This window comes from Castellaniella denitrificans, from assembly GCF_042653765.1.
In the GTDB taxonomy this organism is placed as follows: domain Bacteria; phylum Pseudomonadota; class Gammaproteobacteria; order Burkholderiales; family Burkholderiaceae_B; genus Castellaniella; species Castellaniella denitrificans.
Genome location: NZ_JBHSEZ010000029.1, coordinates 229,313 through 252,797, shown reverse-complemented (window position 1 = coordinate 252,797; position 23,485 = coordinate 229,313). Strand labels below are relative to the sequence as shown.

Here is a 23,485-nt window from a genome sequence, read left to right as displayed (position 1 = left end):
TCCCGGAGACCCGATGTGACTCCCCGTTTCCTGATCCTGTGCGGCGCCCTGGTCCTGGCGCTGGGCGTGGCGGCCGGCGCCTTCGGGGCGCACGGGCTGAAACGCCTGGTCGCCCCCGAGCTGCTGGAAGTCTGGCGCACGGCCGCCCACTACCAGATGATCCATGGCGCCGGGCTGCTACTGGTGGCCGCCCTGGCGCCGCGCCTGGCGCCCGTCCCGGCCGCCTGGGCGGGCGGCCTGATGCTGGCCGGACTGATCGTCTTCAGCGGCAGCCTGTACGCGCTGGTGCTGACGGGCGCGCGCGCCCTGGGCGCCATCACGCCGGTCGGCGGGCTGCTGATGATCCTGTCCTGGCTAACGCTCGCCTGGGCGGCTTGGATGAGACAGGACATATGACAGTCCATTGAGGACTGTCATATGCCAGGCGAATCGGAGCGCCTTGCAAGGCGCGACGTGGAAGGCTGCCACAATTTGACAGAGCGCCTTGCAAGGCGCGAGGTGGACCCCCGCCTATAATGACGGCCTGTCTAGCACGACTGGAATCCCCATGGCCGCCTCCCCCGATCATGAATGGCGCGACTGGCTGCGCGCCCTGCCCAAGGCCGAACTGCACCTGCACATCGAAGGCACGCTCGAGCCGGAACTGATGTTCGAACTGGCCGGACGCAACGGCGTCGCCCTGCCCTACGCCGACGTCCAGGCCGTCCGCGACGCCTACCGGTTCACCGACCTGCAATCCTTCCTGGACCTGTACTACGCCGGGGCCGGCGTCCTGGTCACCGAGCGGGATTTCCACGACCTAGCCATGGCCTACCTGCGCCGCGCCCAGGCCGACGGCATCGTCCACGCGGAAATCATGTTCGATCCCCAGACGCACACGCAGCGCGGCATCGCGCTGGAGACCGTGTTCGCCGGCCTGGCGCGCGCCCTGCGCGAGGCCCGCGCCACCCTGGGCATCAGCGGCTACCTGCTGCTCAGTTTCCTGCGCCACCTGTCCGAGGAAGACGCCTTCGCCACGCTGGAAGCCGCCCTGCCGCTGCGCGAGGCCTATGGCGACCTGTGGATCGGCATCGGCCTGGACTCGTCCGAACGCGGCAACCCCCCGGAGAAATTCGCCCGGGTCTACGCCCGCTGCGCCGCGCTGGGCTTCCGCCTGGTGGCCCACGCGGGCGAGGAAGGCCCGCCCGAATACGTGCGCGGCGCCCTGGACACGCTGAAAGTCGCCCGCATCGACCACGGCGTGCGCAGCAGCGAGGATCCCGCGCTGCTGCAGGACCTGATCCGGCGCCGCGTGCCCCTGACGGTCTGCCCCCTGTCCAACCTGAAGCTGGGCGTGGTCCGCGACCTGCGCGACCACAACCTGGCCAAGCTGCTGCGGGCGGGCGCCGTCGTCACCCTCAATTCCGACGATCCGGCCTATTTCGGCGGCTACATGCTGGACAACTACATCGCCAGCGCCGAAGCCCTGGACCTGTCCCGCGACGAACTGGTCACGCTGGCCGCCAACAGCCTGAAGGCCTCGTTCCTGCCGCCGGCCGAGCAGGCCCCGCTGCTGGACCGGCTGTCGGCCGCGGCGGGCCGGAGCTGATCCCGCCATGTCCAGCCCCGTCCGGCTCGACCGGCTCGTCACGCCCGCCGACCCGATCCAGGGCGACTGCCGGCGGCTCGACCGCGCCTTCTACGACCGCCCCGCCGAAACCGTGGCCCGCGACCTGCTGGGCCGCCTGCTGGTGCACGAGACGCCGGACGGCCCGAGGATCGGCCGGATCGTCGAAGTCGAGGCCTACCTGGGGCCCGGCGACCTGGCGGCCCACACCTCGCGCGGACGCACGGCGCGCACCAAGGCCATGTTCGGGCCGCCGGGCCATGCCTACGTCTACCTGATCTACGGCATGCATCACTGCATGAACGTCGTCACCGGCCCCGAGGGCAGCGGCACGGCCGTGCTGCTGCGGGCCCTGGCGCCCGTGCGCGGCCTGGACGCCTCCACCAGCGGTCCCGGCCGGCTGTGCCGCGCCATGGGCGTGACCCGGGACCACTACGGCATCGACCTGTGCGGCGACACGCTGTGGCTCGCCCGGGACGACGCCCCCGGCCCCGCCGACATCGCCGCCAGCCCGCGCATCGGGGTGGACTACGCCGGCGAATGGGCCGCGAAACCGCTGCGCTTCTTCGTGCCGGGCCATCCGGCCGTCAGCCGGGCGCCGCGCGGCAAGCGCACCGCCTGAGCCGCGGTACAACCCGCTCCAACGGCGGTACAACCGCCTGGCGGCCCCAGGCCCTCCGGACCCGTCCGGCGCGGAACCGCCCGCCAGCGGCCGCTCCGCGCTCGGGCGCATCCCCGATCACCGCATATTCAGGCACTTTTAAGAGTTCCTTGATCCGGCGCAAGGTACAGGTTAACCCCTACAGCTAGGATGGTGACGTTTCCCAATCACCGGTCCCGCCCCCTTCATGCGCCGCTTCGCCACACCCCGACAGTCACGATCCAACTGTCTGTTCTGGATCGCCTCCCTGATCTTGCTGTGGTCCTGTCTGATCGCCCCGCCTGCCGGGGCGGCGCCCGCGCCCCAGGGGGGCGGCGCGCAGCAGGCGTTCAAGTTCGGCCAGGGCGGCACCCCCCTTGGCGCCGGCCCCCGGCTGGGCGCGTTCCTGAAGAACCTCAAGCCCGGCGACATCTTCCCCGGCGCCGACCGCATCGGCCCGCCGGAAGGCAAGCCCGCGGTCGCCCGCGCCTACGCGGGCGACAAGATGCTCGGCTACGTCTACCTGACGACCGACATCGTCAATACCCGGGGCTATTCCAGCAAGCCCATCGACGTCGTCGTGGGCCTGAACCTGGACGGCGAGATCGTCGGCGCCAAGCTGGTCGAACACCACGAGCCCATCGTGCTGATCGGCATCCCGGAAAGCAAGGTCCAGGCCTTCATCGACGGCTACGTCGGCAAGAACTACGTCAAGGAACCGCCGCGCCCGGGCGCGCCGCCGCCCGTGGACATCATCAGCGGCGCCACCGTCACCCTGATGGTCATCGGCGACAGCCTGACCCGCTCCGTGATGGCCGTGGCCCGCCACTACGGCATCGGCCAGGAAGGCCAGGTCCAGGCCGCCGCCGCCGAGCACCGCGTCGTCGACATGGCGCAGACCGGCACGGAATCCTGGGACGCGCTGCTGCAATCCGGCGCCGTCGGGCACCTGCGCCTGACCGTGGCCGACGTCAACAAGGCCTTCGAGGAAACCGGCCGCAAGGGCGCCATCGAGCACCCCGAGCCCGGCGATCCCCAGGACACCTTCATCGACCTGTACGCCGCCCTGGTGAGCGCGCCGACGATCGGCCGCAGCCTGCTGGGCGAGGCCGAATACAACTACCTGCGCGACCGCCTCGCGCCAGGCCAGCAGGCCATCCTGGTCGCCGGCAACGGCTATTCCTTCAAGGGCTCCGGCTACGTGCGCGGCGGGGTGTTCGACCGCATCGAGGTCATCCAGGACGAGAACAGCTTCCGCTTCACCGACCTGGACCACCAGCGGCTGGCCGACCTGATGGCCGCCGGCGCGCCCAGCTTCCGCGAAGTCGCGCTGTTCACCGTCCCGACGGACGCCACCTTCGACCCGGTCGAGCCGTGGCGCCTGCAGCTCACCGTGCAGCGCGTGGTCAGCGTGAAGGAAAAGGCCTTCACGGCCTTCGTGCTGAACTACGACCTGCCCAAGACCTTCACCAAGGTCGAGGCGCCGGCCGAGCAGGCCGCCCCGGCGGCCGGCGGCGAGGCCGGCGCGCCGGCCGCGGCCATGGACCAGGGCTCCGGCATGGCCGAGGAAGAAGCCTCCCCCGCCCTGTGGAAGCAGATCTGGCTCGCCAAGACCGTGCAGATCGCCATCATCTCGATCGCTCTGCTGACCCTGATCATGGTGTTCTTCTTCCAGAACCAGATCGTCAAGCACGAGGTCTTCTACCGGCGCTTCCGCACGGTGTTCCTGATCTTCACGCTGTTCTGGATCGGCTGGTACGCCCAGGCGCAGCTCTCGGTCGTGAACGTGCTCACGTTCACCACGTCCCTGCGCACGGACTTCAGCTGGGAATACTTCCTGATGGACCCGATCGTGTTCATCCTGTGGATCGCCACGGCGATGTCCCTGATCTTCTGGAACCGCGGCGCGTTCTGCGGCTGGCTGTGCCCCTTCGGCGCCCTGCAGGAACTGACCAACCAGGTCGCCAAGAAGCTGCACGTGCCCCAGATCAAGGTGCCGCACGGCCTGAACACCCGCCTGGCCGGCCTGAAGTACCTCATCTTCCTGATCCTGTTCGGCATCTCGCTGTACGAACTGGGCACGGCGGAAAAATTCGCCGAAGTCGAGCCCTTCAAGACCGCGATCATCCTGAAGTTCGTGCGCGACTGGCCGTTCGTGATCTTCGCCGCCGTGCTGCTGCTGGCGGGGCTGTTCATCGAGCGCTTCTACTGCCGCTACCTGTGCCCGCTGGGCGCCGCCCTGGCCATCCCCGCCCGGCTGCGGATCTTCGACTGGCTGCGCCGCTACAAGACCTGCGGCAACCCCTGCCAGCTGTGCGCCGTGGACTGTCCGGTGCAGGCCATCAATCCGGAAGGCGACATCAACCCGAACGAATGCATCCAGTGCCTGAACTGCCAGCAGCTCTACAACAACGAAAAACGTTGTCCGCACCTGATCCAGAAGAACGCCAAGCTCAAGCGCCACAAGGCGCCGCCGCCCGACGCCGGCATTCCCGGCGAGGTCGTCGCCAGCCGCAAGCCGACCGTGCGCCCGCGCGACCCGTCCGCCGAACCGCAAACCATTTCGTCGAACCCATAGCGCCACACCCCGGCGATCGAGCCGAGACGCTATGCCTACAACCCTAGGGAGAACCGTATGTCCGACCAAACCAGTGAAAAATCCGGCCTGAGCCGGCGGGGATTCCTCGGCACTGCCGCACTGACGGGGGCCGCCGCTGTCGGCGCGACCCACCTGACGGCCAATGCCAAGGATGACAAGAAGAAAGGCCATCAGAGCGTCGAAGTCGCCCCCGGCGAACTCGACGAATACTATGCCTTCAATTCCGGCGGCCAGTCGGGCGAAGTCCGCATCCTGGGCCTGCCGTCCATGCGCGAACTGATGCGCATCCCGGTCTTCAACATGTGCAGCGCCACGGGCTGGGGCCGCACCAACGAAAGCCGCAAGGTGCTCAACGAGCACCTGACGCCCGAGACGCGCAAGTTCCTCGAAGACAACCACATGCCGGTGCTGCCCAACGGCGACGCGCACCACCCGCACATGTCCTTCACGGACAACACCTACGACGGCCGCTACATCTACATCAACGACAAGGCCAACACCCGCGTGGCCCGCATCCGCTGCGACGTGATGAAGACCGACAAGATCGTCGAGATCCCGAACGCCGACGGCATTCACGGCCTGCGCCCGCAGCGCTATCCGAAGACCGGCTACGTCTTCTGCAACGGCGAGCACATCGTGCCGCTGCCCAACGACGGCTCCGTGATGGACGACCCGAAGAAGAACTTCTGGGCCATCTACACCGCCGTGGACGGCGAGACCATGAAGGTGGCCTGGCAGGTCATGGTGGACGGCAACCTGGACAACGGCGACGCCGACTACCAGGGCAAGTACTCCTTCGCCACGTGCTACAACTCGGAAAAGGGCCTGACCGTCACCGAAATGTCCGCCAACGAGCAGGACTGGGCGGTGGTGTTCAACATCAAGCGCATCGAGGAAGCCGTCAAGAACGGCGACTACAAGGAAATGAACGGCGTGCCCGTCATCGACGGCCGCAAGGGTTCCAAGTACACGCGCTACATCCCGGTGCCCAACTCGCCGCACGGCTGCAACGCCGCGCCCGACGGCATCCACGTGGTGTTCAACGGCAAGCTCTCGCCCACCGTCACCGTGATCGACGTGCGCAAGCTCGACGACCTGTTCGACGACAAGATCAAGGAGCGCGACGTGGTCGTGGCCGAGCCGCAACTCGGCCTGGGCCCCCTGCACACGGCCTTCGACGGCCGCGGCAACGCCTACACCACGCTGTTCATCGACAGCCAGATGTGCAAGTGGAACATCGAGAAGGCCAAGCGCGCCTACAAGGGCGAGAAGGTCGATCCGATCATCCAGAAGCTGGACGTGCACTACCAGCCGGGCCACAATCACACCACGATGGGCGAAACCAAGGAAGCCGACGGCAAGTGGCTGGTGTCGCTGAACAAGTTCTCCAAGGACCGCTTCCTGAACGTCGGCCCCCTGAAGCCGGAAAACGACCAGCTGATCGACATTTCCGGCGACGAGATGAAGCTGGTGCACGACGGCCCCAGCTTCGCCGAACCGCACGACATGCTGCTGGTGCACCGCTCGAAGGTCCGCCCCAAGCACATCTGGGACCGCAACGACCCGATGTGGGAAGACGTCCGCCAGATGGCCGCCAAGGACGGCGTCACCCTGGAATCCGCCGCGAACGTCATCCGCGACGGCAACAAGGTGCGCGTCTACATGGTCGCCGTGGCGCCGGTGTTCAGCCTGACGAACTTCGAAGTCAATGAAGGCGACGAAGTCACCGTCGTGGTCACCAACATGGAGCGCATCGAGGACCTGACCCACGGCTTCACGCTGGGCGGCTACGGCCTCGCCATGGAAATCGGCCCCCAGGCGACCGCCTCGGTCACCTTCACGGCCTCGCGTCCCGGCGTGCACTGGTACTATTGCCAGTGGTTCTGCCACGCGCTGCACATGGAAATGTCCGGCCAGATGTACGTGAAACCGAAGAAGGCCTGACCGACCATGCGTTTCCTCACCGTCCCCGGCCTGCGGGCGGCCCTGGCCGCCATGGTGATCCTGTGCGCCATGCCCGGGACGGTGGCGGCCGCCGAGATCGACGTCCCCGCGGGCTCCAGCCTGCAGGCCGCGATCGCGGCGGCCGCGCCGGGCGACACGCTGCGCCTGGCCGCCGGAGAATATTCCGGCAACGTGGTCATCGACAAGCCCCTGACGCTGATCGGTCCGCAGGACCGCGGCGCCAGCATCCTGGGCGAACGCAAGGGCCGCACGGTCTGGATACAGGCCGAGGACGTCACCCTCAGGCGCCTGACCATCCGCCATTCCGGGCTGAGCCTGGTGGACATGGACGCCGGCGTCTTCCTCGACAAGACGGCCACCCGCGCGCACATCGTCGAGAACGACATCATCGACAACTCCGTCGGCGTCTATCTGTGGGGCGTGAAGGATGCCCTGGTCGAACGCAACCGCATCGTCGGCAACACCGGCCTGCGCATCAACGAGCGCGGCAACGGCCTGACCGTCTGGAACGCGCCCGGCTCGAAGATCGTCGACAACGACATCTCCGAAGGCCGCGACGGCATCTATTCCAACAACAGCATGCGCAACGTCTTCGCCCGCAACGTATTCCGCGAAGTGCGCTATGCGGTGCATTACATGTATACCAACGACAGCGAAGTCAGCGACAACGTGTCGATCGGCAACGAGATCGGCTACGCCATCATGTTCTCGCGCCGCCTCAAGGTCCTGAACAACATCGCCGTGAACAGCAAGTTCCAGGGCCTGATGCTCAACGCCACCGATTATTCGACCATTTCCGGCAACGTCATCGTCAAGGCCGAGAAATGCGTCTTCGTCTACAACTCCAATTTCAACATCCTGTCCGACAACCACTTCCAGGATTGCGAGATCGGGGTCCACTACACCGGCTCCGAAGGCAACGAGATCTTCGGCAACGCCTTCATCGGCAACCAGAACCAGGTGAAATACGTCGGCACCCGCTACCTCGAATGGTCGCGGGACGGACGCGGCAACTACTGGTCCGACCTGTCCGCCTTCGACCTGGACGGCGACGGCATCGCCGACACCGCCTACCGCCCCAACGGCCTGATCGACCAGGTTGTCTGGCGCGCGCCCAACGCGCGGCTGCTGCTCAACAGCCCGGCCGTCTCCATCGTCCGCTGGGCCCAGTCCCAGTTTCCCGCGATCCTGCCCGGCGGCGTGATCGACAGCGCCCCCCTCATGGCGATCCCGGCCACGCCGACCCTGAAAAAATTCGAGTCCCTGCAATGACCGTCACAGCGCCCCCGATCGAACTGCGATCCGTCACCAAACGCTACGCCGCGATGCGGGCCGTGGACAACGTCAGCCTGTTCATCGAACCCGGCGAATGCGTGATCCTGGCCGGCCACAACGGCGCCGGCAAGAGCACCCTGATCAAGCTGATCCTGGGCCTGATCCGCCCGGAGACGGGTTCGGTGCGCGTGCTGGGCGAAACCGCCGGCACGCCGGCCGCCGCCCGCGCCCGCCGCCACATCGGCTACCTGCCGGAAACCGTGGCCCTGCACCCGTCGCTGACGGGCACCGAGACCCTGGCCTTCTACGCCCACCTGAAGGGCCTGTCCACCAGCGGCAACGCCGCCCTGCTCTCGCGCGTGGGCATCGCCGAGGCCGCGCGGCGCCGGGTGGGCGGCTACTCCAAGGGCATGCGCCAGCGCCTGGCCCTGGCCCAGGCGCTGCTCGGTTCGCCCCGGGTGCTGCTGCTGGACGAGCCCACCACCGGCCTGGACCCGGCCTCCCGGCTGCTGTTCTACGACATCGTCCGTGAACTGCGCGACGCCGGGGCCGCCATCCTGCTGTCCACCCACGCCCTGGCCGAACTCGAAGGCCTGGCCGACCGCGTCATCGTCATGTGCAAGGGCCAGAAGATCGCCGACGGCACCCTGGGCGACCTGCGCCGCGAGGCCGACCTGCCGGTCCGCATCCGCCTGACGCTGGACACGGACCCCATCCAGGTCCCCGAAGGCTGGCGGCGCCTCGGCGCCTGCCGCATCGAACTGACCTGCTCCGAGGCCGACAAGCTGCGCCGGCTGCGCGACGCCCAGGCCATCCCCGACATCCGCGACATCGAGCTGGAACACCCCGGGCTCGACGAAATGTACGCGCAGTTCCTGCGCCGGGAGGACGCATGAATCCGACCCTGATCCTGATCCGCAAGGAAATCCGCGACGGCCTGCGCAACCGCTGGGTGCTGGCCATCACCGCGCTGCTGGCCATGCTGGCCCTGTCGCTGGGCTTCCTGGGCAGCGCGCCGACCGGCACCGTCAAGGTCGATCCCCTGACCGTCACGGTCGTCAGCCTGTCCAGCCTGTCGATCTTCCTGATCCCGCTGATCGCCATGCTGCTGTCCTACGACGCCATCGTGGGCGAGATCGACCGCGGCACCATGGCCCTGCTGCTCAGCTACCCCATCGCGCGGCGCCAGGTCATGGCGGGCAAGTTCCTCGGCCACCTGTCCATCCTGGCGCTGGCCACGGTGGCGGGCTACGGCATCGCCGGGCTGGCGCTGCAACTGGTGCACGGCGGGCTCGACCTGGAGGCCTGGACGCCCTTCGCCCTGCTGATCGCCGCCAGCATCCTGCTGGGCGCCAGCTTCCTGTCGCTGGGCTACCTGATCAGCGCCCTGGTCCAGGAACGCGCCACGGCCGCCGGCGTCGCCATCGGCGTCTGGCTGTTCCTGGTGGTGATCTACGACATGGTGCTGCTGGGCGTGCTGGTGGCCGACCAGGGCCGGATCATCACGGCCCCGCTGCTCAACGGCATCCTGCTGTTCAATCCGACCGACGTCTACCGCCTGCTGAACCTGACCGGCCACGAGAACATCGCCATGTTCGCCGGCATGGCCGGCCTGAGCGACCAGACGTCGCTGTCCACCGGCGTCCTGCTGCTGGCCCAGATCCTGTGGATCGCCGTTCCCCTCGGCCTGGCGGCCCTGGTCTTCAACCGGAGGTCGCTATGAACGCGCCGGGCCGTCCCTGGCGCCAAGCGGGCGCCACGAGAACGCGCGCGGCGCGCCTGATCGGCGCGGCCCTGCTGGCCGCCGCCCTGGCCGGCTGCGGCAACGGCGGCGGCGCGTCCTCCCCTCCCCCCACTCCCATGGCCATGACCGACGACGCCGTCGGCCACTACTGCGGCATGAACCTCTACGAACACATCGGCCCGAAAGGCCAGATCCTCCTGCGCGACCGGGACGTCCCGGTCTGGTTCTCCACCATCCGCGAGCTCTTCGCCTACACCATCCTGCCCGAGGAGCCCAAGGCCATCCTCGCCCTCTACGTGCAGGACATGGGCCGCGCGGGCCCAGACGGCAATCCGCCGGCCGACGCCTGGATCGACGCCCGCACCGCCCACTACCTGATCGAAAGCACCGCGGTCGGCGGCATGGGCGCGCCCGACGCCCTGCCCTTCGCCCGGCTGGAGGACGCCCGCGCCTACGCCGAGCGCTACGGCGGGCGCATCGTCGGCTTCAAGGACATGCCGGAGGACTACGTCCTGCGCGCCCCAGAACTCACCCCCAGCGCGGGCCGAGAACCCGTCGGAGCCCCCTCATGACCACATCCCGTCTTCTTCCCCGCCGCCGGCGGTTCCTCGGCATCCTGGCCGCCAGCGCCGCCCTCGCGGGCCCCGGCACCCTGCGAGCCGCCCTGCGCAACCCTTCCGCCCTGCCCGAGCCGGTCGTCTGGAACGGCGTCGCCCTGGGCGCCGACGCACAGCTGCAACTGCTGCATCCCGACCGCGCCCACGCCGAACGGCTGGTGCGCATGGCCGTCGCCGAGGTCCACCGCCTGGAACAGGTCTTCAGCCTGTACCGCGAGGACAGCGCCCTGGCGCGCCTGAACCGCGAAGGCCGCCTGGACGCGCCTCCCCCCGACCTGAGCCGTCTGCTGTCGCAGGCCGTCGCCTTCGGCGAACGGACCGACGGCCTCTTCGACCCCAGCGTGCAGGTGCTGTGGGACCTGTACGCCGCCCGCGCGCTCGCCGGCCGGCCGCTGCCCCCGGACCCCGCCGAACTGCGGGCCGCGCTGGCCAAAGTGGACTACCGCGCCATCCGCCTCGAGGAAGACGCCATCGTGCTGGAACGCCCGGGCATGGCGCTGACCCTGAACGGCATCGCCCAGGGCTACATCACCGACCGGGTGACCGAACTGCTGCGGGCCAACGGCCTGGAACACGCCATGATCGACCTGGGCGAGGCCCGCGGCCTGGGCGCGCCCGCGCCGGACCGCCCCTGGCGCGCCGGGATCGCCGACCCCCGGGAACCCTCCCGCGTCCTGGAGACCATCGACCTGGGCGACCGGGCGCTGGCCACCTCGGGCGGCTACGGCACGCCGCTGGATCCCGCCGGGCACTTCACGCACCTGTTCGACCCGCATACGGGCCAGGCGACGCCGCGCTGGCGCAGCGTCACTGTGCGCGCCGCCGACGCGACGACCGCCGACGCGCTGTCCACGGCCTTCTCCCAGATGCCCGCCGACACGATCCGTGGTATGATTTCGCGCTTTCCAGTCCAGGCATGGCTGATGGCGCCGGATGACGGCAGGCTGATCCGCCTGGGATGACTGGAAAACGCGCTTGAAAAAGCGCTGCCGGAAGCGACATGACAAGCATTCAAAAGCACGTTATAATTTCGCTTCTTTAGCGGCTGTAGCTCAGTTGGATAGAGTACTTGGCTACGAACCAAGGGGTCGTGGGTTCGAATCCTGCCAGCCGCGCCAGAATTACCTAGCCTCACCGGCTAGTTGAAAACCGCCTAGGGGCCAACAACCTGGGCGGTTTTTCTTTGCCCGCCCGGTTCGCACGGATCCGCCCCATGAAGGCCGCGCGGGCGGACCGCGCCCGCGCTGCTATAGTGGATCCGACCGCATCAACGGAGACGCCCCGTGCCCGCACCATCCACCGGCCCCGCCGCCCGCCAGACCCTGGCGGGCGTCCTGCTTCTGGTCGTCTCCATGTGGGCGCTGTCGGGGCTGGACGCCAGCGGCAAGTACCTGATGGGCGCCGACATCGGCGTCACGCTGTGGGTGGTGTGCCTGGCGCGCTACGGCGTGCACATGGCGCTGACGCTGATCACGATCATCCCCGTCCGGGGCTGGAAGGCCCTGCGCTGCCGCCGGCCGCGCGCGCAGACGGCGCGCGGCCTGTCCATGCTGGCCGCCACCATGCTGTTCTTCACCACGGTGCACTACCTGCCGCTGGGCCAGGCCACCGCGATCAATTTCCTGGCGCCCCTGATCGTGCTGGCGATCGCGCCCTGGGCGCTCAAGGAGCCTCCCTTCCTGTCGCGCTGGATCGCGGCGGGGGTCGGGCTCCTGGGGGTGCTGGTGGTGGTGCGGCCGGGTTCGGGACTGGACCCCGTCGGCACGCTGTTCGGGCTGATGACGGCCTGCGCGCTGGCCTCGCAATACATCGCGTCGCGGCGGGTGGCGGTCGACGATCCCTACACGACGCTGATCTGGAGCGGAGCCGTGGGCAGCGTCGTGATGACGCTGGCCCTGCCCTTCTACTGGCAGGATCTCGCGGCGCTGGCCGGGCGGCTCTCCCCGTCGCACTGGCTGGTGCTCCTGGGCACGGGGTTCTGGGGCTGCCTGGGGCATTTCCTGCAGATCCAGGCCTACCGGCGGGCGCCCGCCTCGCTGCTGGCGCCCTTCGTCTATTTCCAGATCGTCAGCGCCGCCGCGCTGGGCTGGCTGATCTGGGGCCAGTTTCCCGATCCGGTGTCCTGGCTGGGCATCGCCGTCGTCTGCGCCAGCGGCATCACGATCGGCCTCGTCGAATGGCGCCGCAACGGCGCCGCGCGGGCCGAGGCCGGCAAGGCGGCCGCCTGACCGGACGCGGGGCGCCCGCATCTTGCGCCTTCAGGCGTCCGGCCGCGCATCCCGCGCCGGATCGCCCCGCATCAAGGCATCCAGCGCCGGAATGCCCGCGGCCACGGCGGCGACCGCGGCCGCGTCGACCCGGGCCAGCGGCGGAATCTCGGCGATGACGCGCGCCGGCCCGAAACGCTCCAGCGCCTCGCGGTTGCCGGGCGACGGCGGCCCGTTCATCACCACGCCCAGCACGGGCAGGCCCCGGGCGTGCAAGGCCCGCAGGCTGAGCAGCGTATGGTTGATCGTGCCCAGCGTGCTGCGCGCCACCAGCACCACGGGCAGGGCCAGGCGGGCGGCCAGGTCGATCATCATGCAATGTTCGTCGATCGGCACGTACAGCCCGCCCGCGCCTTCCACCACCAGCGGCGCGGCCGTCCGGGGAAGACGCAGCCCGGAGGCGTCGAGCGCCACGCCCTCGATCCTCGCCGCCGCCCACGGAGCCAGCGGCGCCCGCAGGACGCGGGCGGGCGGATGCAGCACATGGCCGCCGCCCGGGCCGAGCAGCGCCGCCACGGCCTCGGTATCGCCCGCGGCGGCGGCGATGCCGGTCTGGTACGGCTTCCAGTAGTCGCCGCCCCAGGCCTTGGCCAGGATCGCCGAAACCAGGGTCTTGCCCACGTCGGTGTCCGTGCCCGTCACGAACACGCCCCTGGGGGGCTTTCCATCGGACGCATGCGGATTCATGCTGCGGTCTCCTCATCCACGAGCGCCTCGCTCCTGCGCCACAGGCCGAACGCGACCCGATAGGAGCAGCGCGCGCCGGCGCGATCGAATTCTGCGCAGACCCGGCGCAGCAGCGGCACGGGCAGCGGCCGGGTCCCCGGCCGGGGCGCCGTCGCGCCGATCCCCTTGAGGCCGCGCAGGAAGGCCATGGCGTCGCCGCACTCATCGACGATGCGCTCGACGCCGATCCGCCCCGCCAGGCCGCTACGCCGCAGGCGCAGCGCGCCGGACCGGGGGAAGCGGATCATGCACGGCCGCAGCCCCAGGGCCTCGTGCGCCCGGCGCCATTCGGCGAACGTCCCGTGCACGGGCAGCGCGACGGCGAGGTGTCCTCCCGGCGCCAGCAGGGCCGCCAGCCGCGCCAGCCCCCGGGCGGGGTCGCCGAACCACTGCAGGGCCATGCTGGAGCAGATCAGGTCGAAGTGCCCGGGTCCGTCTTCCAGCGACGGGTATTCCCCGTCCATCGCCCGGTAGCGGACGGCGCCCCCCAGGCGCAGCCGGCCGCGCGCCTGTTCCACCATGGCGGGAGACAGGTCCGTGACCGTCCAGTCCGCCTCGGGGAAATGCGCGCCCAGCAGGCGGGTGAGGCCCCCCGTGCCGCAGCCGATCTCCAGGATGCGGGGCCGCGACGGCAGGCCGAGCCGGGCGATCCGCGCCGCGAGCCGGGCCGCCACCTCGCGCTGCACGCCGGCATGGCCATCGTAGCGGTCCGACGCCGCGCCGAAGCGCGCATCCACACCGCCGGGACGCGCGGCCGCGGGACCGTCGCCGGCTGCGAAGGCCGGGCGGGACGCGCAGGCCCCCGCCTGCGGCGCCGGCGCCAGTCCATGGCGCTCCAGGAACCCCGCAATGCGCTCGGCGCACCAGTCCGGAGCCTGCAGGGGCAGCAGATGCCCTCCGCCCGGCCGCCAGACGATGTCGTGTCCGGGCCAGGCATGCGCGGCCATCGGCGCCGGCATCACGGGATCTTCCGCGCCCGCCAGCGCCAGCAAGGGCGCCTCCAGGCCGCGCACGCGATCGCGCTGGTCGAGTTCCGCCAGGGCCCGCAGGTCGCGGGCCAGCGCCTGAGGGCAGAGAATGGCACCGGAGGGGTCCGCGCCGCAGCGCCGCCGGAACTCGTCGACCACGGCGGCCGGCGCCGCATCCAGCCGGGCCGCCATGCGCCGCAATACGCGCGGATCCACGCCATGCGGAAAATCGTCGCCGGCATGGAAGCGCGCGAAGCCGTTGATGCCGACCCAGGCGCACGGCCGGCGGCGCGACGGCGCCAGCCGCGCCAGCATGCGCAGGCAGCCGAACGAATGGCCGATCACCACCAGCGGGCCATCCGGCAGCGCATCGTCCCCGGCCGAGCCGGAAAAATAGCCGAACTCCAGTGCCCGCTGCGGCCAGGCTTGCAGCCGCGCCCGCAGCGCATCCCAGAAGCCGGCGTCGAACCCCCAGCCATGCGCGAACACGAGCGTGGGCGGCGCGGACCCGCGCCCCCCAGCGCTCATGCCACGGCCTCCAGCGCGTCCGACAGCGCATCGACCAGCCTTTCGATGTCCGCCCGCGTATGCGCCGCGCTGAGCGCGATGCGCAGGCGGCTGGTGCCGCGCGGCACGGTGGGCGGGCGGATGGCGGTCACCAGCACGCCCCGGGCCTCCAGGGCCTCGCTCAGGGCCAGCGCCCGGCGCTCGTCGCCGACCAGGACGGGCACGATCTGCGTGCTCGACGCGCCCGTGTCCAGCCCCAGGGACCGCAACGCGCCGCGCAGCGCGTCGGCCTTGTCCGCCAGCGCCTCGCGCTCGGCCCGCATCCCCGGCACGAGGTCCAGCGCGGCGTCGATGGCGCCCAGCACGGCCGGCGGCAGGGCGGTCGTATGGACGAAGCCGGAACAGGTGTTGGCCAGGTAGTCGCACAGCGCCCGGGACCCGGCGACGTAGGCGCCGAAGCCCCCCATCGCCTTGCTGAACGTCCCCATGGCGAGATCGACCCGCCCCCCGGCCAGGCCCGACAAGCCCATGCCGTCCGGCCCCAGCACGCCCGTGGCGTGGGCCTCGTCCAGGTAGAGGAACGCCCCGTGCCGCTCCGCCAGGGCGGCCAGCGCCGCCACGTCGCAGCGGTCGCCATCCATGCTGAACACGCTTTCGGTCACGATCATGCGCCGTCCCGGCTGCCCGGCCCGCGCGCGCAGCAGGGCCTCGAGATGATCCAGGTCGTTGTGGCGGAAGCGGATCTGCCGGATGCCCGCCGCCCGGCAGCCCTGGTGCAGGCTGGCATGGACCAGCCTGTCGACGTAGACCTGCGCGTCGGCGCCCAGCGCCCGCGACAGCGCCGGCAGGATCGCCGCATTCGCCTGCCATCCGGAGGAAAACAGCAGCGCGGCCTGCGTGCCCTTGGCGCGTGCGATCCTGGCCTCGGTCGCGGCGCAGGCCGGGCCGGTGCCGCAGACCAGCCGGGAGGCGGTCGCGCCCGCCCCGTGGCGCCGGACGTGGCCGCACGCCCGGGCGACGAGTTCCGGATGCAGGGACAGCCCGAGGTAATCGTTGCTGCAGAAGTCCAGGATCTCGCGCCCGCCGTGGTCGCGGCGCCCCGGCGCCGGATGGCCGAAGACGCGCACCGAGCGGCGCAGATGCCGCCGCTCCGCCACGCGCAGCGAGTCCTCGAAGAGAGGATCGAACAGGTCCCGCGCCATGCCGCCCAGCCTCCGGATTGAAAACACATCGAAGAGCAATCATAGCGAAATGAATGCAGTAAACTTATTTTTGACATACATAGAAAGAAGATGGCGACACAATGGATTTAGGCGAATTTCCCGGCAAATCGCGCCAAGCGGCCCGCATCCGCCCGCCATCCCTCCGGCGTCTCCCGCGCCCTTCCAATTGAAACAAATCATGAAAACCAACCCTCCCGACTGGCTGGCCGACGGCCATCGCCATGTCTGGCTGCCCTACACCCAGATGAAGACGGCCGCCCCGCCGGCGCCGGTGGTCCGCACGCAGGGCAGCCGCATCGAGCTGGCCGACGGCCGTACCCTGATCGACGGCATCGCCTCGTGGTGGACCGCCTGCCACGGCTACAACCATCCGCACATCGCCCGGGCCGTGCGCGAACAGCTCGACCGCATGCCCCACGTCATGTTCGGCGGGCTCGCGCACGAACCCGCGCTGACGCTGGCCAGGCGCCTGTGCGCCCTGCTCGGGCCGGGCCTGGACCGCGTCTTCTTCACGGAATCGGGCTCCGTCTCGGTCGAAGTGGCGCTGAAGATGGCCATGCAGTACTGGTTCAACCTGGGCGAACCGCGGCGGCGCCGCATTGTCGCGTTCCGCGGCGGCTACCACGGCGACACCTTCGGCACCATGGCGGTCTGCGATCCCGGCGTGGACATGCACGCCGCCTTCGACGGCGTCGTCCCGCGCCAGGACCTGCACGAGCTCCCCACCGACGACGCCTCCGCCGACGCCCTGGACACATGGCTGCGCGCACACGCCGGCCGCGTGGCGGCCATCCTGGTCGAACCGCTGGTGCAGGGCGCGGGCGGGATGCGCATGCACGAACCCGCCGTGCTCGCGCGGCTGCGCGAGATGGCCGACCGCCACGGCGTCCTGCTGATCTTCGACGAAATCTTCACCGGCTTCGGACGCACCGGGACGATGTTCGCCTTCGAGCAGGCGGGTGTCCGGCCGGACATCATCACGCTGTCCAAGGCCCTGACGGGCGGCACCCTGCCACTGGCCGCGACCGTCGCCAGCCGGCGCGTCTTCGAGGGTTTCTGGTCCGACGACCCCGCGCACGCGCTGATGCACGGACCGACCTATATGGGCAACGCGCTCGCCTGCGCCGCCGCGCTGGCCTCGCTGGACCTGTTCGAGAGCGAACCCCGGCTGGCCCAGGTGAGGGCCATCGAAGGCCTGCTGCGCGACGGCCTGGCGCCTTGCGGTGCCCTGCCCGGCGTGCGCGACGTCCGCGTCAAGGGCGCCATCGGCGCGGTCGAACTGGACCGCGCGCCCGACCGCGCCGCGCTGTGCGGGAAGTTCCTGGAGGCGGGCGCGTGGATACGGCCGCTCGGCAACGTCGTCTACCTGACGCCCGCCTTCACGATGCCGCCGGAGGAACTGCGGCGGCTGACGGACGCGATCTTCGCCGTGCTGGCCGCGCGGCCGGCCTGACGGCGGACGGACCGGGGGACGCGGGCCGGGCGCCGACGACCGCACCGCCCCTCAGCGCAGCGCCAACTGCGCGGCGGTCATCTGCTGCGACTTGTCCAGCTTCATCTCCCGCATCAGGCTGGACAATTTCTGGGTGGCCGCCACCAGTGCGCCATTCAGCGTCCCCATCTGGGCCCGGATCCGCAGCAGGCGCGCGCGCCTGAGCTCGGGATCCATGCCTTCGTCGGTCTGGACCGCCTGCAGCTCCCGCGCCAATTCGGCCAGCCGTTCCCGCAGATCGCGGATCATCCGCAGCAGATTCTTGACGGCATCGGGCAGGTCGCTGTCGTCGATATCCTGGTCGCGGTCCGAGGCGTTCGACGCGTTCCGGGAGGCAACCTGGGACAGCGCCCGGCCCAGGTCGGAAATCGACGACCGGACCGAGGCCGGCGGATCCAGGAAGACACTCCCGGCCGCGGCCTGGCCGTCGACGGCCGCGGCGCCGGCCATCGAGGGCGTTGCGGAGGAAAGCGGATCGAGAGGGTTCATGGCGTCGTCCCGGCCGCGGGTCCCGGCATGCGGGACGGAGCCGGCGAACCCGCATCGGAATCTACGGCCCGGCGGCCGGGGTCTTTACCCCGGTACCGGCCGACACCGGCCGCCGGCCCCTCCTCCGCCGGCTACGTCCCCTCGATCCGCCCCAGAAGGCTGCCGGCCTCGACGAACGCGCCCTCCGGGACGGCCCGGCGCAGCACGCCGGCCACGGGCGCCAGCACCTGGGTCTCCATCTTCATCGCCTCCATCACGGCCAGCACCTGGCCGGCCTGGACCGCCTCGCCGTCGGCGGCCTTCCAGGCCAGCAGCGCGCCGCTGATCGGCGCCGCCAGTCCGCCCGGTCCCGCGTCCGGCGAACCGGCTGGCGCCGGGCGGGCGGCATCCGCGCCCATGCCGGCGGCGCCCGGCGCGGCGCCCCAGGCCTGAACCGCCCCAACGCCCGGCATTCCCGCCGGCAGGCCCAGGGACACGCGCCGGCCGTCGATCTCGACGAAGGTGCGCAGCATCGGCGCCGCATCCGGCGCCACGGGCCGGGGCGCATCGGCCAGATCGACGGCGAATTCGGTCTCGATCCAGCGCGTGTGCACGCGGAAACCGTCCTTGCCGGTGAAATCGGCCTGATCCACCACGGCGCGATGGAAGGGCAGCACAGAGGCGACGCCCTCGATCTCGAATTCCCGCAAGGCGCGGCGCGCGCGGGCCAGGGCCTGCTCCCGCGTGGCGCCGCTGACGATCAGCTTGGCCAGCAGCGAATCGAACACGCCCGGCACCAGGGAGCCGGATTCCACGCCACTGTCGACCCGCACCCCCGGCCCGGAAGGCGGCGCGAAGCGCCCGACGCGGCCCGGCGCCGGCAGGTAGCCGCGCCCGGGGTCCTCGGCGTTGATGCGGAATTCCAGGCTGTGGCCGCACGGCGCGGGCGTGGACTCGACGGACAGGGGCAGGCCGTCGGCCACGCGCAACTGTTCGACCACCAGGTCCAGGCCGGAAGTTTCCTCGGTCACGGGATGCTCGACCTGCAGGCGGGTGTTGACCTCGAGGAAGGAAATGCGGCCGTCGCGCGCCAGTAGGAACTCCACCGTCCCGGCGCCGACGTAGCCGGCGCGGACGCAGATGGCGCGGGCGGCCTCGTGGATGCGGGCGCGCTGCTCGTCCGACAGGAAGGGCGCGGGCGCTTCCTCGACCAGCTTCTGGTTGCGCCGCTGCAGCGAGCAGTCGCGGTCGCCCAGCACCACCACCCGCCCATGGGTGTCGGCGATCACCTGCGCCTCGATGTGGCGCGGCCGGTCCAGGAACTGCTCGATGAAGCATTCGCCCCGGCCGAAGGCGGCGGTGGCCTCGCGCACGGCGGATTCGTACAGCTCGGCGACCTCGTCCAGCCGCCAGGCCACCTTCAGGCCGCGCCCGCCGCCGCCGAAGGCCGCCTTGATGGCGATGGGCAGGCCGTGCGCCTCGGCGAAGGCCAGGGCCTCGGCCGCGCTGGCGACCGGCCCGTCGGTGCCCGCGACCAGCGGCGCGCCCGCGGCCTGGGCGATCCGCCGCGCGGCCACCTTGTCGCCCAGGGCCTCGATGGCCTCGGGCGGCGGTCCGATCCAGGCCAGGCCCGCATCGAGCACGGCGCGCGCGAACTCCGCGCGCTCGGACAGGAAGCCGTAGCCCGGATGCACGGCGTCGGCCCCGGCCCGGCGCGCGGCGGCCAGCAGCTTGCCGATGTCCAGATAGGTTTCGGCGGGACGGCGACCTTCCAGCGCCCAGGCCTCGTCGGCCAGGCGCACGTGCAAGGCGTCGGCATCGTCGTCGGCGTAGACGGCGACGGAACGCGCGCCATAGTCGGCGCAGGCGCGCGCGATGCGCACGGCGATTTCGCCCCGGTTGGCGATCAGGACTTTACGGATCATGGCAGGATTTCCTTGAACGGCCCGGCGGGCCGGAAACGCAGGCGGGCGCCCACGGGAATCTGGGCGGCGCGGTCCAGGTCGCGGCCGACGACCGCGCCGATCACCGGATAGCCGCCGGTCAGCGGATGGTCGGCCAGAAACAGGACGGGCTGGCCGCCGGCGGGCACCTGGATCGCGCCGGCCACGGTGCCCTCGCTGGGCAGTTCCCCCTGGCGGACCCGGGCCAGAGGCTCGGCGCCCGAGAGGCGCATGCCGACCCGGTCGGACTGCGGCGTGACCGTCCATTCCTGTCCGGCCAGCAGCGCCAGCGCCGCCGGGGTGAACCAGTCCGCGCGCGGCCCCAGGACGATGTCCAGGGTGACGAGGTCGCCGCGCCCGGGCACTGCCGGGGCGGCCTCGCCGCCGGGCTGGACGGCGCCCGGGCGCGCACCGCCCGGGGCGGTGCCCACCGGCAGCCGGTCGCCCGGGCGCAGCGGCGCCGGGCCGATCCCCGCCAGGGTGTCGGTGGCGCGGCTGCCCAGTACGGGCGCCACGTCCCAGCCGCCACGCACGGCCACATAGCAGCGCACCCCGGCGCTCGGCGCGCCCACATGCAGCTCATCGCCGTCGTCGAGCGCCAGCGGACGGCCCGGGGGGGCCGGCAGGCGGATGCCCGCCGCCGTCACCAGGCTCAGTTCCGCCCGGGCGCCCGTAACGGCCACCACGGCGCGCCCCCGGCAGGCCAGGCGCAGGCCGCCCAGGGCGTTTTCCAGCACGGCGGCGTCGGCCGGATTGCCCACGATCCGGTTGGCCGCGCGCAGCGCGCCCCGGTCGAGCGCCCCGGACAGGGACACCCCCATGCCGGTCAGGCCGGGGCGGCCCAGGTCCTGCACCAGGGTCTGCAGGCCGGCGGCCAGGATCTCGAAACAGGCGGACGGCGCGACCGGGGCGGGCGCGCCGCGCCCCGATGCGGAGGATCCGCCGCCCGGCAGGCGGTCCCGCCCGTCGGCCGGCCCGCCGGCGCCCATGACTGCGGGTTCCGGTGAGCGCGGCGCCCCCGCCCCGGCGGCCGGACGATCGGCGGCCTGCGCGCCGGGCAGGCTGTAGGCCGCGCCGGCCGCGTCCAGGTCGCGGAACCGGACCCGGAAGCCCGGCCGCACCAGCGCCGGTTCCGCCCGGTCCATGTCCCACATGCGCAAGGGCGTGACGCCCAGCAGTTGCCAGCCGCCCGGGCTGTCGGACGGATAGACGGCGCTGAAATCCCCGGCCACGGCCACCGAGCCCGCCGGCACGCGCACGCGCGGCGCGGCGCGGCGGGGCATGCCGTGAAAGCAGGGATCGCCGCCCGCCAGGTAGACGAAGCCCGGCGCGAAACCGGCGAAGGCCGCCAGGTAGTCGCTGCCGGTGTGGCGCTCGATCAGCTCGGCGCGGCTCAGGCCGAGTCGTTCGGCGACCGCCTCCAGGTCCTCGCCCGTGTAGCGCACGGGGATCTCCACCCGCCGGGCCGCCGCGTCCGGACACGGCGCGGATGCGCCGCCCCCGCCTGCGGCGGCCGTTTCCAGGCCGGCGGCGGTCCGCCGCAGCCAGGCGGCCACATCCCGCGCCGCCAGGGCGGACGGCCGGAACAGCACCAGCAGCGTGCGGGCGGCGGGCACCACGTCCTCCACGCCGGCGGGCCATGCGCCGAGCGCCTGGAACAGGGCCAGGGTTTCGTCCAGCGAGCCGAATTCCGCCAGCACGGCGCCGTCGCCGGCCGGCAGGCAGCGCGGGGCGGCCACCGGACCGCCCCGCGCACGATGCGTTTCGGGACGAACGCTCATGCCGCCCGCGCCTCCGTGAACGGCGTCAGGGCGACGCCGGCCGATTCCAGCCGCTGGCGCACCGCGCGCGCCATGGCCACGGCCCCCGGGCTGTCGCCGTGCACGCAGATGGAATCGGCCCGCAGGCGCACGCGGCTGCCGTCGATGGCGGTGATCTCGCCCGTGCGCACCAGGTCCAGCATGCGGTCGGCGACCTGTGCGGGATCGTGCAGCACGGCGCCCGGTTCGCGGCGCGACACCAGCGCGCCGGCGGGCGTGTAGGCCCGGTCGGCGAAGGCTTCGGCCACCACCCGCAGGCCGCGCGCCCGCGCCCAATCCAGCAGCGGCGAACCGGCCAGTCCCATCAGGACCAGGCCGGGATCCAGCGCCAGCAGCGCGGCGATGACGTCCCCCGCCTGGCGCTCGTCGTGCGCGATCGTGTTGTACAGGGCGCCATGCGGCTTGACGTAGGTCACCCGGGTGCCGGCGGCGGCGGCCAGGCCCTGCAGGGCGCCGATCTGGTAGATGACGTCGGCCGCCAGTTCGCGGCTGGTCGGATCCATGTTGCGCCGGCCGAAGCCGGCCAGGTCGGGATAGGCCACGTGCGCCCCGATGGCGACGCCGCGCGCCGCCGCCGCGCGCAGAGTGTCGAGGATGCCGGCCGGATCCCCGGCATGGAAGCCGCAGGCCACGTTGGCGCTGGTGACGATGTCCAGCATGGCAGCGTCGTCGCCCATGCGCCAGGCGCCGAAGCTTTCACCGAGATCGCTGTTCAAGTCCATGTGCGTTCCTTATCATTGCAAAACGATCGGCGGATCGTTGAACGATCCATGCCGAAAAAAGCTCATCCCGAGGTCCTCATGAACCCCCGCCATTATCCCAGCCCCGCCGTCGCGCCGAGCCTGACCGACACTGTCGCCGAGACCATCCGCCAGCAGCTCATCCACGGCCAGCTGCGGGCGGGGCAGCGGCTGTCCGAAGCGGGCCTGAGCGAACAGCTGGAGGTCTCGCGCAACACCCTGCGCGAGGCCTTCCGGATCCTGTCCAAGGAAGGGCTGCTGCGCCACGAGCCGAACCGAGGGGTCTCCGTGGTGGTGCCGTCGATCGCCGACATCATCGACATCTACCGCGTGCGCCGCCTGATCGAATGCCAGGCGCTGGCCCAGGCCTGGCCCCGCCATCCCGCCCACAAGCGCATGGAGCAGGCCCTGGCGCACGCGCGCCGCATGCGCGACGCCGGCGACTGGCTGGAGGTCGGCTCGGCCAACATGCTGTTCCACGCGAACATCGTGGCCCTGGCCGACAGCGCGCGCCTGTCGGCCATGTTCGCCGACATCTCGGCCGAACTGCGGCTGGCCTTCGGCCTGCTGGACGATCCCGAATATCTGCATGCGCCCTTCGTCGATCTGAACGCCCGCCTGCTGGAACTGCTCGATCGCGGCGACACGGCGGAAGCGGCGCGGAACCTGGAAAACTACCTGATCCAGTCCGAGCGCATGGTGCTGTCCGTCTATTCCGCCCGCGTCGAATGATGCGCTTCCCGCCCGCGGCGCTCCCGGCCAGCCGCTCGCGAAGGAGCTTCGGCCAGAATCGTTCAACAATTCATAAAAAATAAATCAACAATCCGAGACTACATCAACTACAAAAACAATCTTATTGTTGATAACCCTAATCGACGGCGGGCG

Annotated in this window: 18 protein-coding genes, 1 tRNA gene and 1 pseudogene; 14 read left to right on the top strand and 6 right to left on the bottom strand. The window is 71.0% G+C overall.

Translation table 11 applies throughout. From position 1 onward, the window contains the following. The first annotated feature begins 15 nt into the window (after positions 1 to 15). From ACFO27_RS16265 to ACFO27_RS16210, 12 genes are all read left to right on the top strand, one after another. The gene (locus ACFO27_RS16265; RefSeq protein ID WP_376818245.1) at positions 16 to 396 is read left to right on the top strand and encodes a DUF423 domain-containing protein; all 381 of its coding nucleotides are present in this window, start codon (positions 16 to 18) and stop codon (positions 394 to 396) included. A 151-nt stretch (positions 397 to 547) separates the two neighbouring features. Continuing rightward, the gene (locus ACFO27_RS16260) at positions 548 to 1,588 is read left to right on the top strand and encodes an adenosine deaminase (protein ID WP_376818244.1); all 1,041 of its coding nucleotides are present in this window, start codon (positions 548 to 550) and stop codon (positions 1,586 to 1,588) included. A 7-nt stretch (positions 1,589 to 1,595) separates the two neighbouring features. Then, positions 1,596 to 2,228, top strand: coding sequence for a DNA-3-methyladenine glycosylase (locus ACFO27_RS16255; protein ID WP_376818243.1), 633 nt, complete (start codon positions 1,596 to 1,598; stop codon positions 2,226 to 2,228). 412 nt (positions 2,229 to 2,640) lie between these two features. Then, the gene (locus ACFO27_RS16250) at positions 2,641 to 4,824 is read left to right on the top strand and encodes a 4Fe-4S binding protein (RefSeq protein WP_376818300.1); all 2,184 of its coding nucleotides are present in this window, start codon (positions 2,641 to 2,643) and stop codon (positions 4,822 to 4,824) included. A 57-nt stretch (positions 4,825 to 4,881) separates the two neighbouring features. Continuing rightward, complete coding sequence (gene nosZ / locus ACFO27_RS16245) at positions 4,882 to 6,789, top strand: TAT-dependent nitrous-oxide reductase (RefSeq protein ID WP_376818242.1); 1,908 nt, start codon at positions 4,882 to 4,884, stop codon at positions 6,787 to 6,789. A gap of 6 nt (positions 6,790 to 6,795) precedes the next feature. After that, positions 6,796 to 8,082 carry a nitrous oxide reductase family maturation protein NosD gene (locus ACFO27_RS16240; protein ID WP_376818241.1) on the top strand — a complete coding sequence of 429 codons (1,287 nt, stop codon included), beginning with the start codon at positions 6,796 to 6,798 and terminating at the stop codon, positions 8,080 to 8,082. After that, positions 8,079 to 8,981 (top strand): ABC transporter ATP-binding protein, encoded by a 903-nt coding sequence (locus ACFO27_RS16235; protein WP_376818240.1) that lies wholly within the window; start codon positions 8,079 to 8,081, stop codon positions 8,979 to 8,981. Before ACFO27_RS16240 ends, ACFO27_RS16235 begins: the two co-directional genes overlap by 4 nt. Next, a complete protein-coding gene (locus ACFO27_RS16230) occupies positions 8,978 to 9,808 on the top strand; it encodes an ABC transporter permease (protein WP_376818239.1) in 831 nt (276 codons plus the stop codon). The genes ACFO27_RS16235 and ACFO27_RS16230 overlap by 4 nt, the downstream gene beginning before the upstream one ends. Further along, complete coding sequence (locus ACFO27_RS16225) at positions 9,805 to 10,401, top strand: nitrous oxide reductase accessory protein NosL (RefSeq protein WP_376818238.1); 597 nt, start codon at positions 9,805 to 9,807, stop codon at positions 10,399 to 10,401. Before ACFO27_RS16230 ends, ACFO27_RS16225 begins: the two co-directional genes overlap by 4 nt. Beyond that, on the top strand, positions 10,398 to 11,408 hold the full coding sequence (locus tag ACFO27_RS16220) for an FAD:protein FMN transferase (protein WP_376818237.1): 1,011 nt from the start codon (positions 10,398 to 10,400) through the stop codon (positions 11,406 to 11,408). Before ACFO27_RS16225 ends, ACFO27_RS16220 begins: the two co-directional genes overlap by 4 nt. 79 nt (positions 11,409 to 11,487) lie before the next feature. After that, positions 11,488 to 11,564, top strand: a tRNA-Arg gene (locus tag ACFO27_RS16215). A 165-nt stretch (positions 11,565 to 11,729) separates the two neighbouring features. Beyond that, on the top strand, positions 11,730 to 12,674 hold the full coding sequence (locus ACFO27_RS16210) for a DMT family transporter (RefSeq protein ID WP_376818236.1): 945 nt from the start codon (positions 11,730 to 11,732) through the stop codon (positions 12,672 to 12,674). A 30-nt stretch (positions 12,675 to 12,704) separates the two neighbouring features. Here the strand turns inward: ACFO27_RS16210 and bioD are convergent. Beyond that, positions 12,705 to 14,176: pseudogene (gene bioD, locus ACFO27_RS16205) on the bottom strand (dethiobiotin synthase). Positions 14,177 to 14,931: 755 nt separating this feature from the next. After that, on the bottom strand, positions 14,932 to 16,116 hold the full coding sequence (locus tag ACFO27_RS16200) for an aminotransferase class I/II-fold pyridoxal phosphate-dependent enzyme (protein ID WP_376818235.1): 1,185 nt from the start codon (positions 16,114 to 16,116) through the stop codon (positions 14,932 to 14,934). Positions 16,117 to 16,315: 199 nt separating this feature from the next. Here ACFO27_RS16200 and ACFO27_RS16195 point away from each other — a divergent pair, with 199 nt between their 5' ends. Further along, positions 16,316 to 17,590 carry an adenosylmethionine--8-amino-7-oxononanoate transaminase gene (locus ACFO27_RS16195; protein WP_376818234.1) on the top strand — a complete coding sequence of 425 codons (1,275 nt, stop codon included), beginning with the start codon at positions 16,316 to 16,318 and terminating at the stop codon, positions 17,588 to 17,590. 51 nt (positions 17,591 to 17,641) lie between these two features. On the opposite strand, the gene ACFO27_RS16190 is transcribed toward ACFO27_RS16195, so the two are convergent. The 4 genes from ACFO27_RS16190 to ACFO27_RS16175 form a co-directional block, all read right to left on the bottom strand. After that, on the bottom strand, positions 17,642 to 18,118 hold the full coding sequence (locus ACFO27_RS16190) for a hypothetical protein (RefSeq protein WP_376818233.1): 477 nt from the start codon (positions 18,116 to 18,118) through the stop codon (positions 17,642 to 17,644). A gap of 131 nt (positions 18,119 to 18,249) precedes the next feature. Then, complete coding sequence (locus ACFO27_RS16185) at positions 18,250 to 20,019, bottom strand: ATP-binding protein (RefSeq protein ID WP_376818299.1); 1,770 nt, start codon at positions 20,017 to 20,019, stop codon at positions 18,250 to 18,252. Then, on the bottom strand, positions 20,019 to 21,821 hold the full coding sequence (locus ACFO27_RS16180; protein WP_376818232.1) for a 5-oxoprolinase subunit B/C family protein: 1,803 nt from the start codon (positions 21,819 to 21,821) through the stop codon (positions 20,019 to 20,021). Before ACFO27_RS16180 ends, ACFO27_RS16185 begins: the two co-directional genes overlap by 1 nt. Continuing rightward, on the bottom strand, positions 21,818 to 22,582 hold the full coding sequence (locus ACFO27_RS16175; protein ID WP_376818231.1) for a LamB/YcsF family protein: 765 nt from the start codon (positions 22,580 to 22,582) through the stop codon (positions 21,818 to 21,820). Before ACFO27_RS16175 ends, ACFO27_RS16180 begins: the two co-directional genes overlap by 4 nt. A 78-nt stretch (positions 22,583 to 22,660) precedes the next feature. Here ACFO27_RS16175 and ACFO27_RS16170 point away from each other — a divergent pair, with 78 nt between their 5' ends. After that, complete coding sequence (locus ACFO27_RS16170; protein WP_376818230.1) at positions 22,661 to 23,332, top strand: GntR family transcriptional regulator; 672 nt, start codon at positions 22,661 to 22,663, stop codon at positions 23,330 to 23,332. Positions 23,333 to 23,485: the final 153 nt, after the last annotated feature.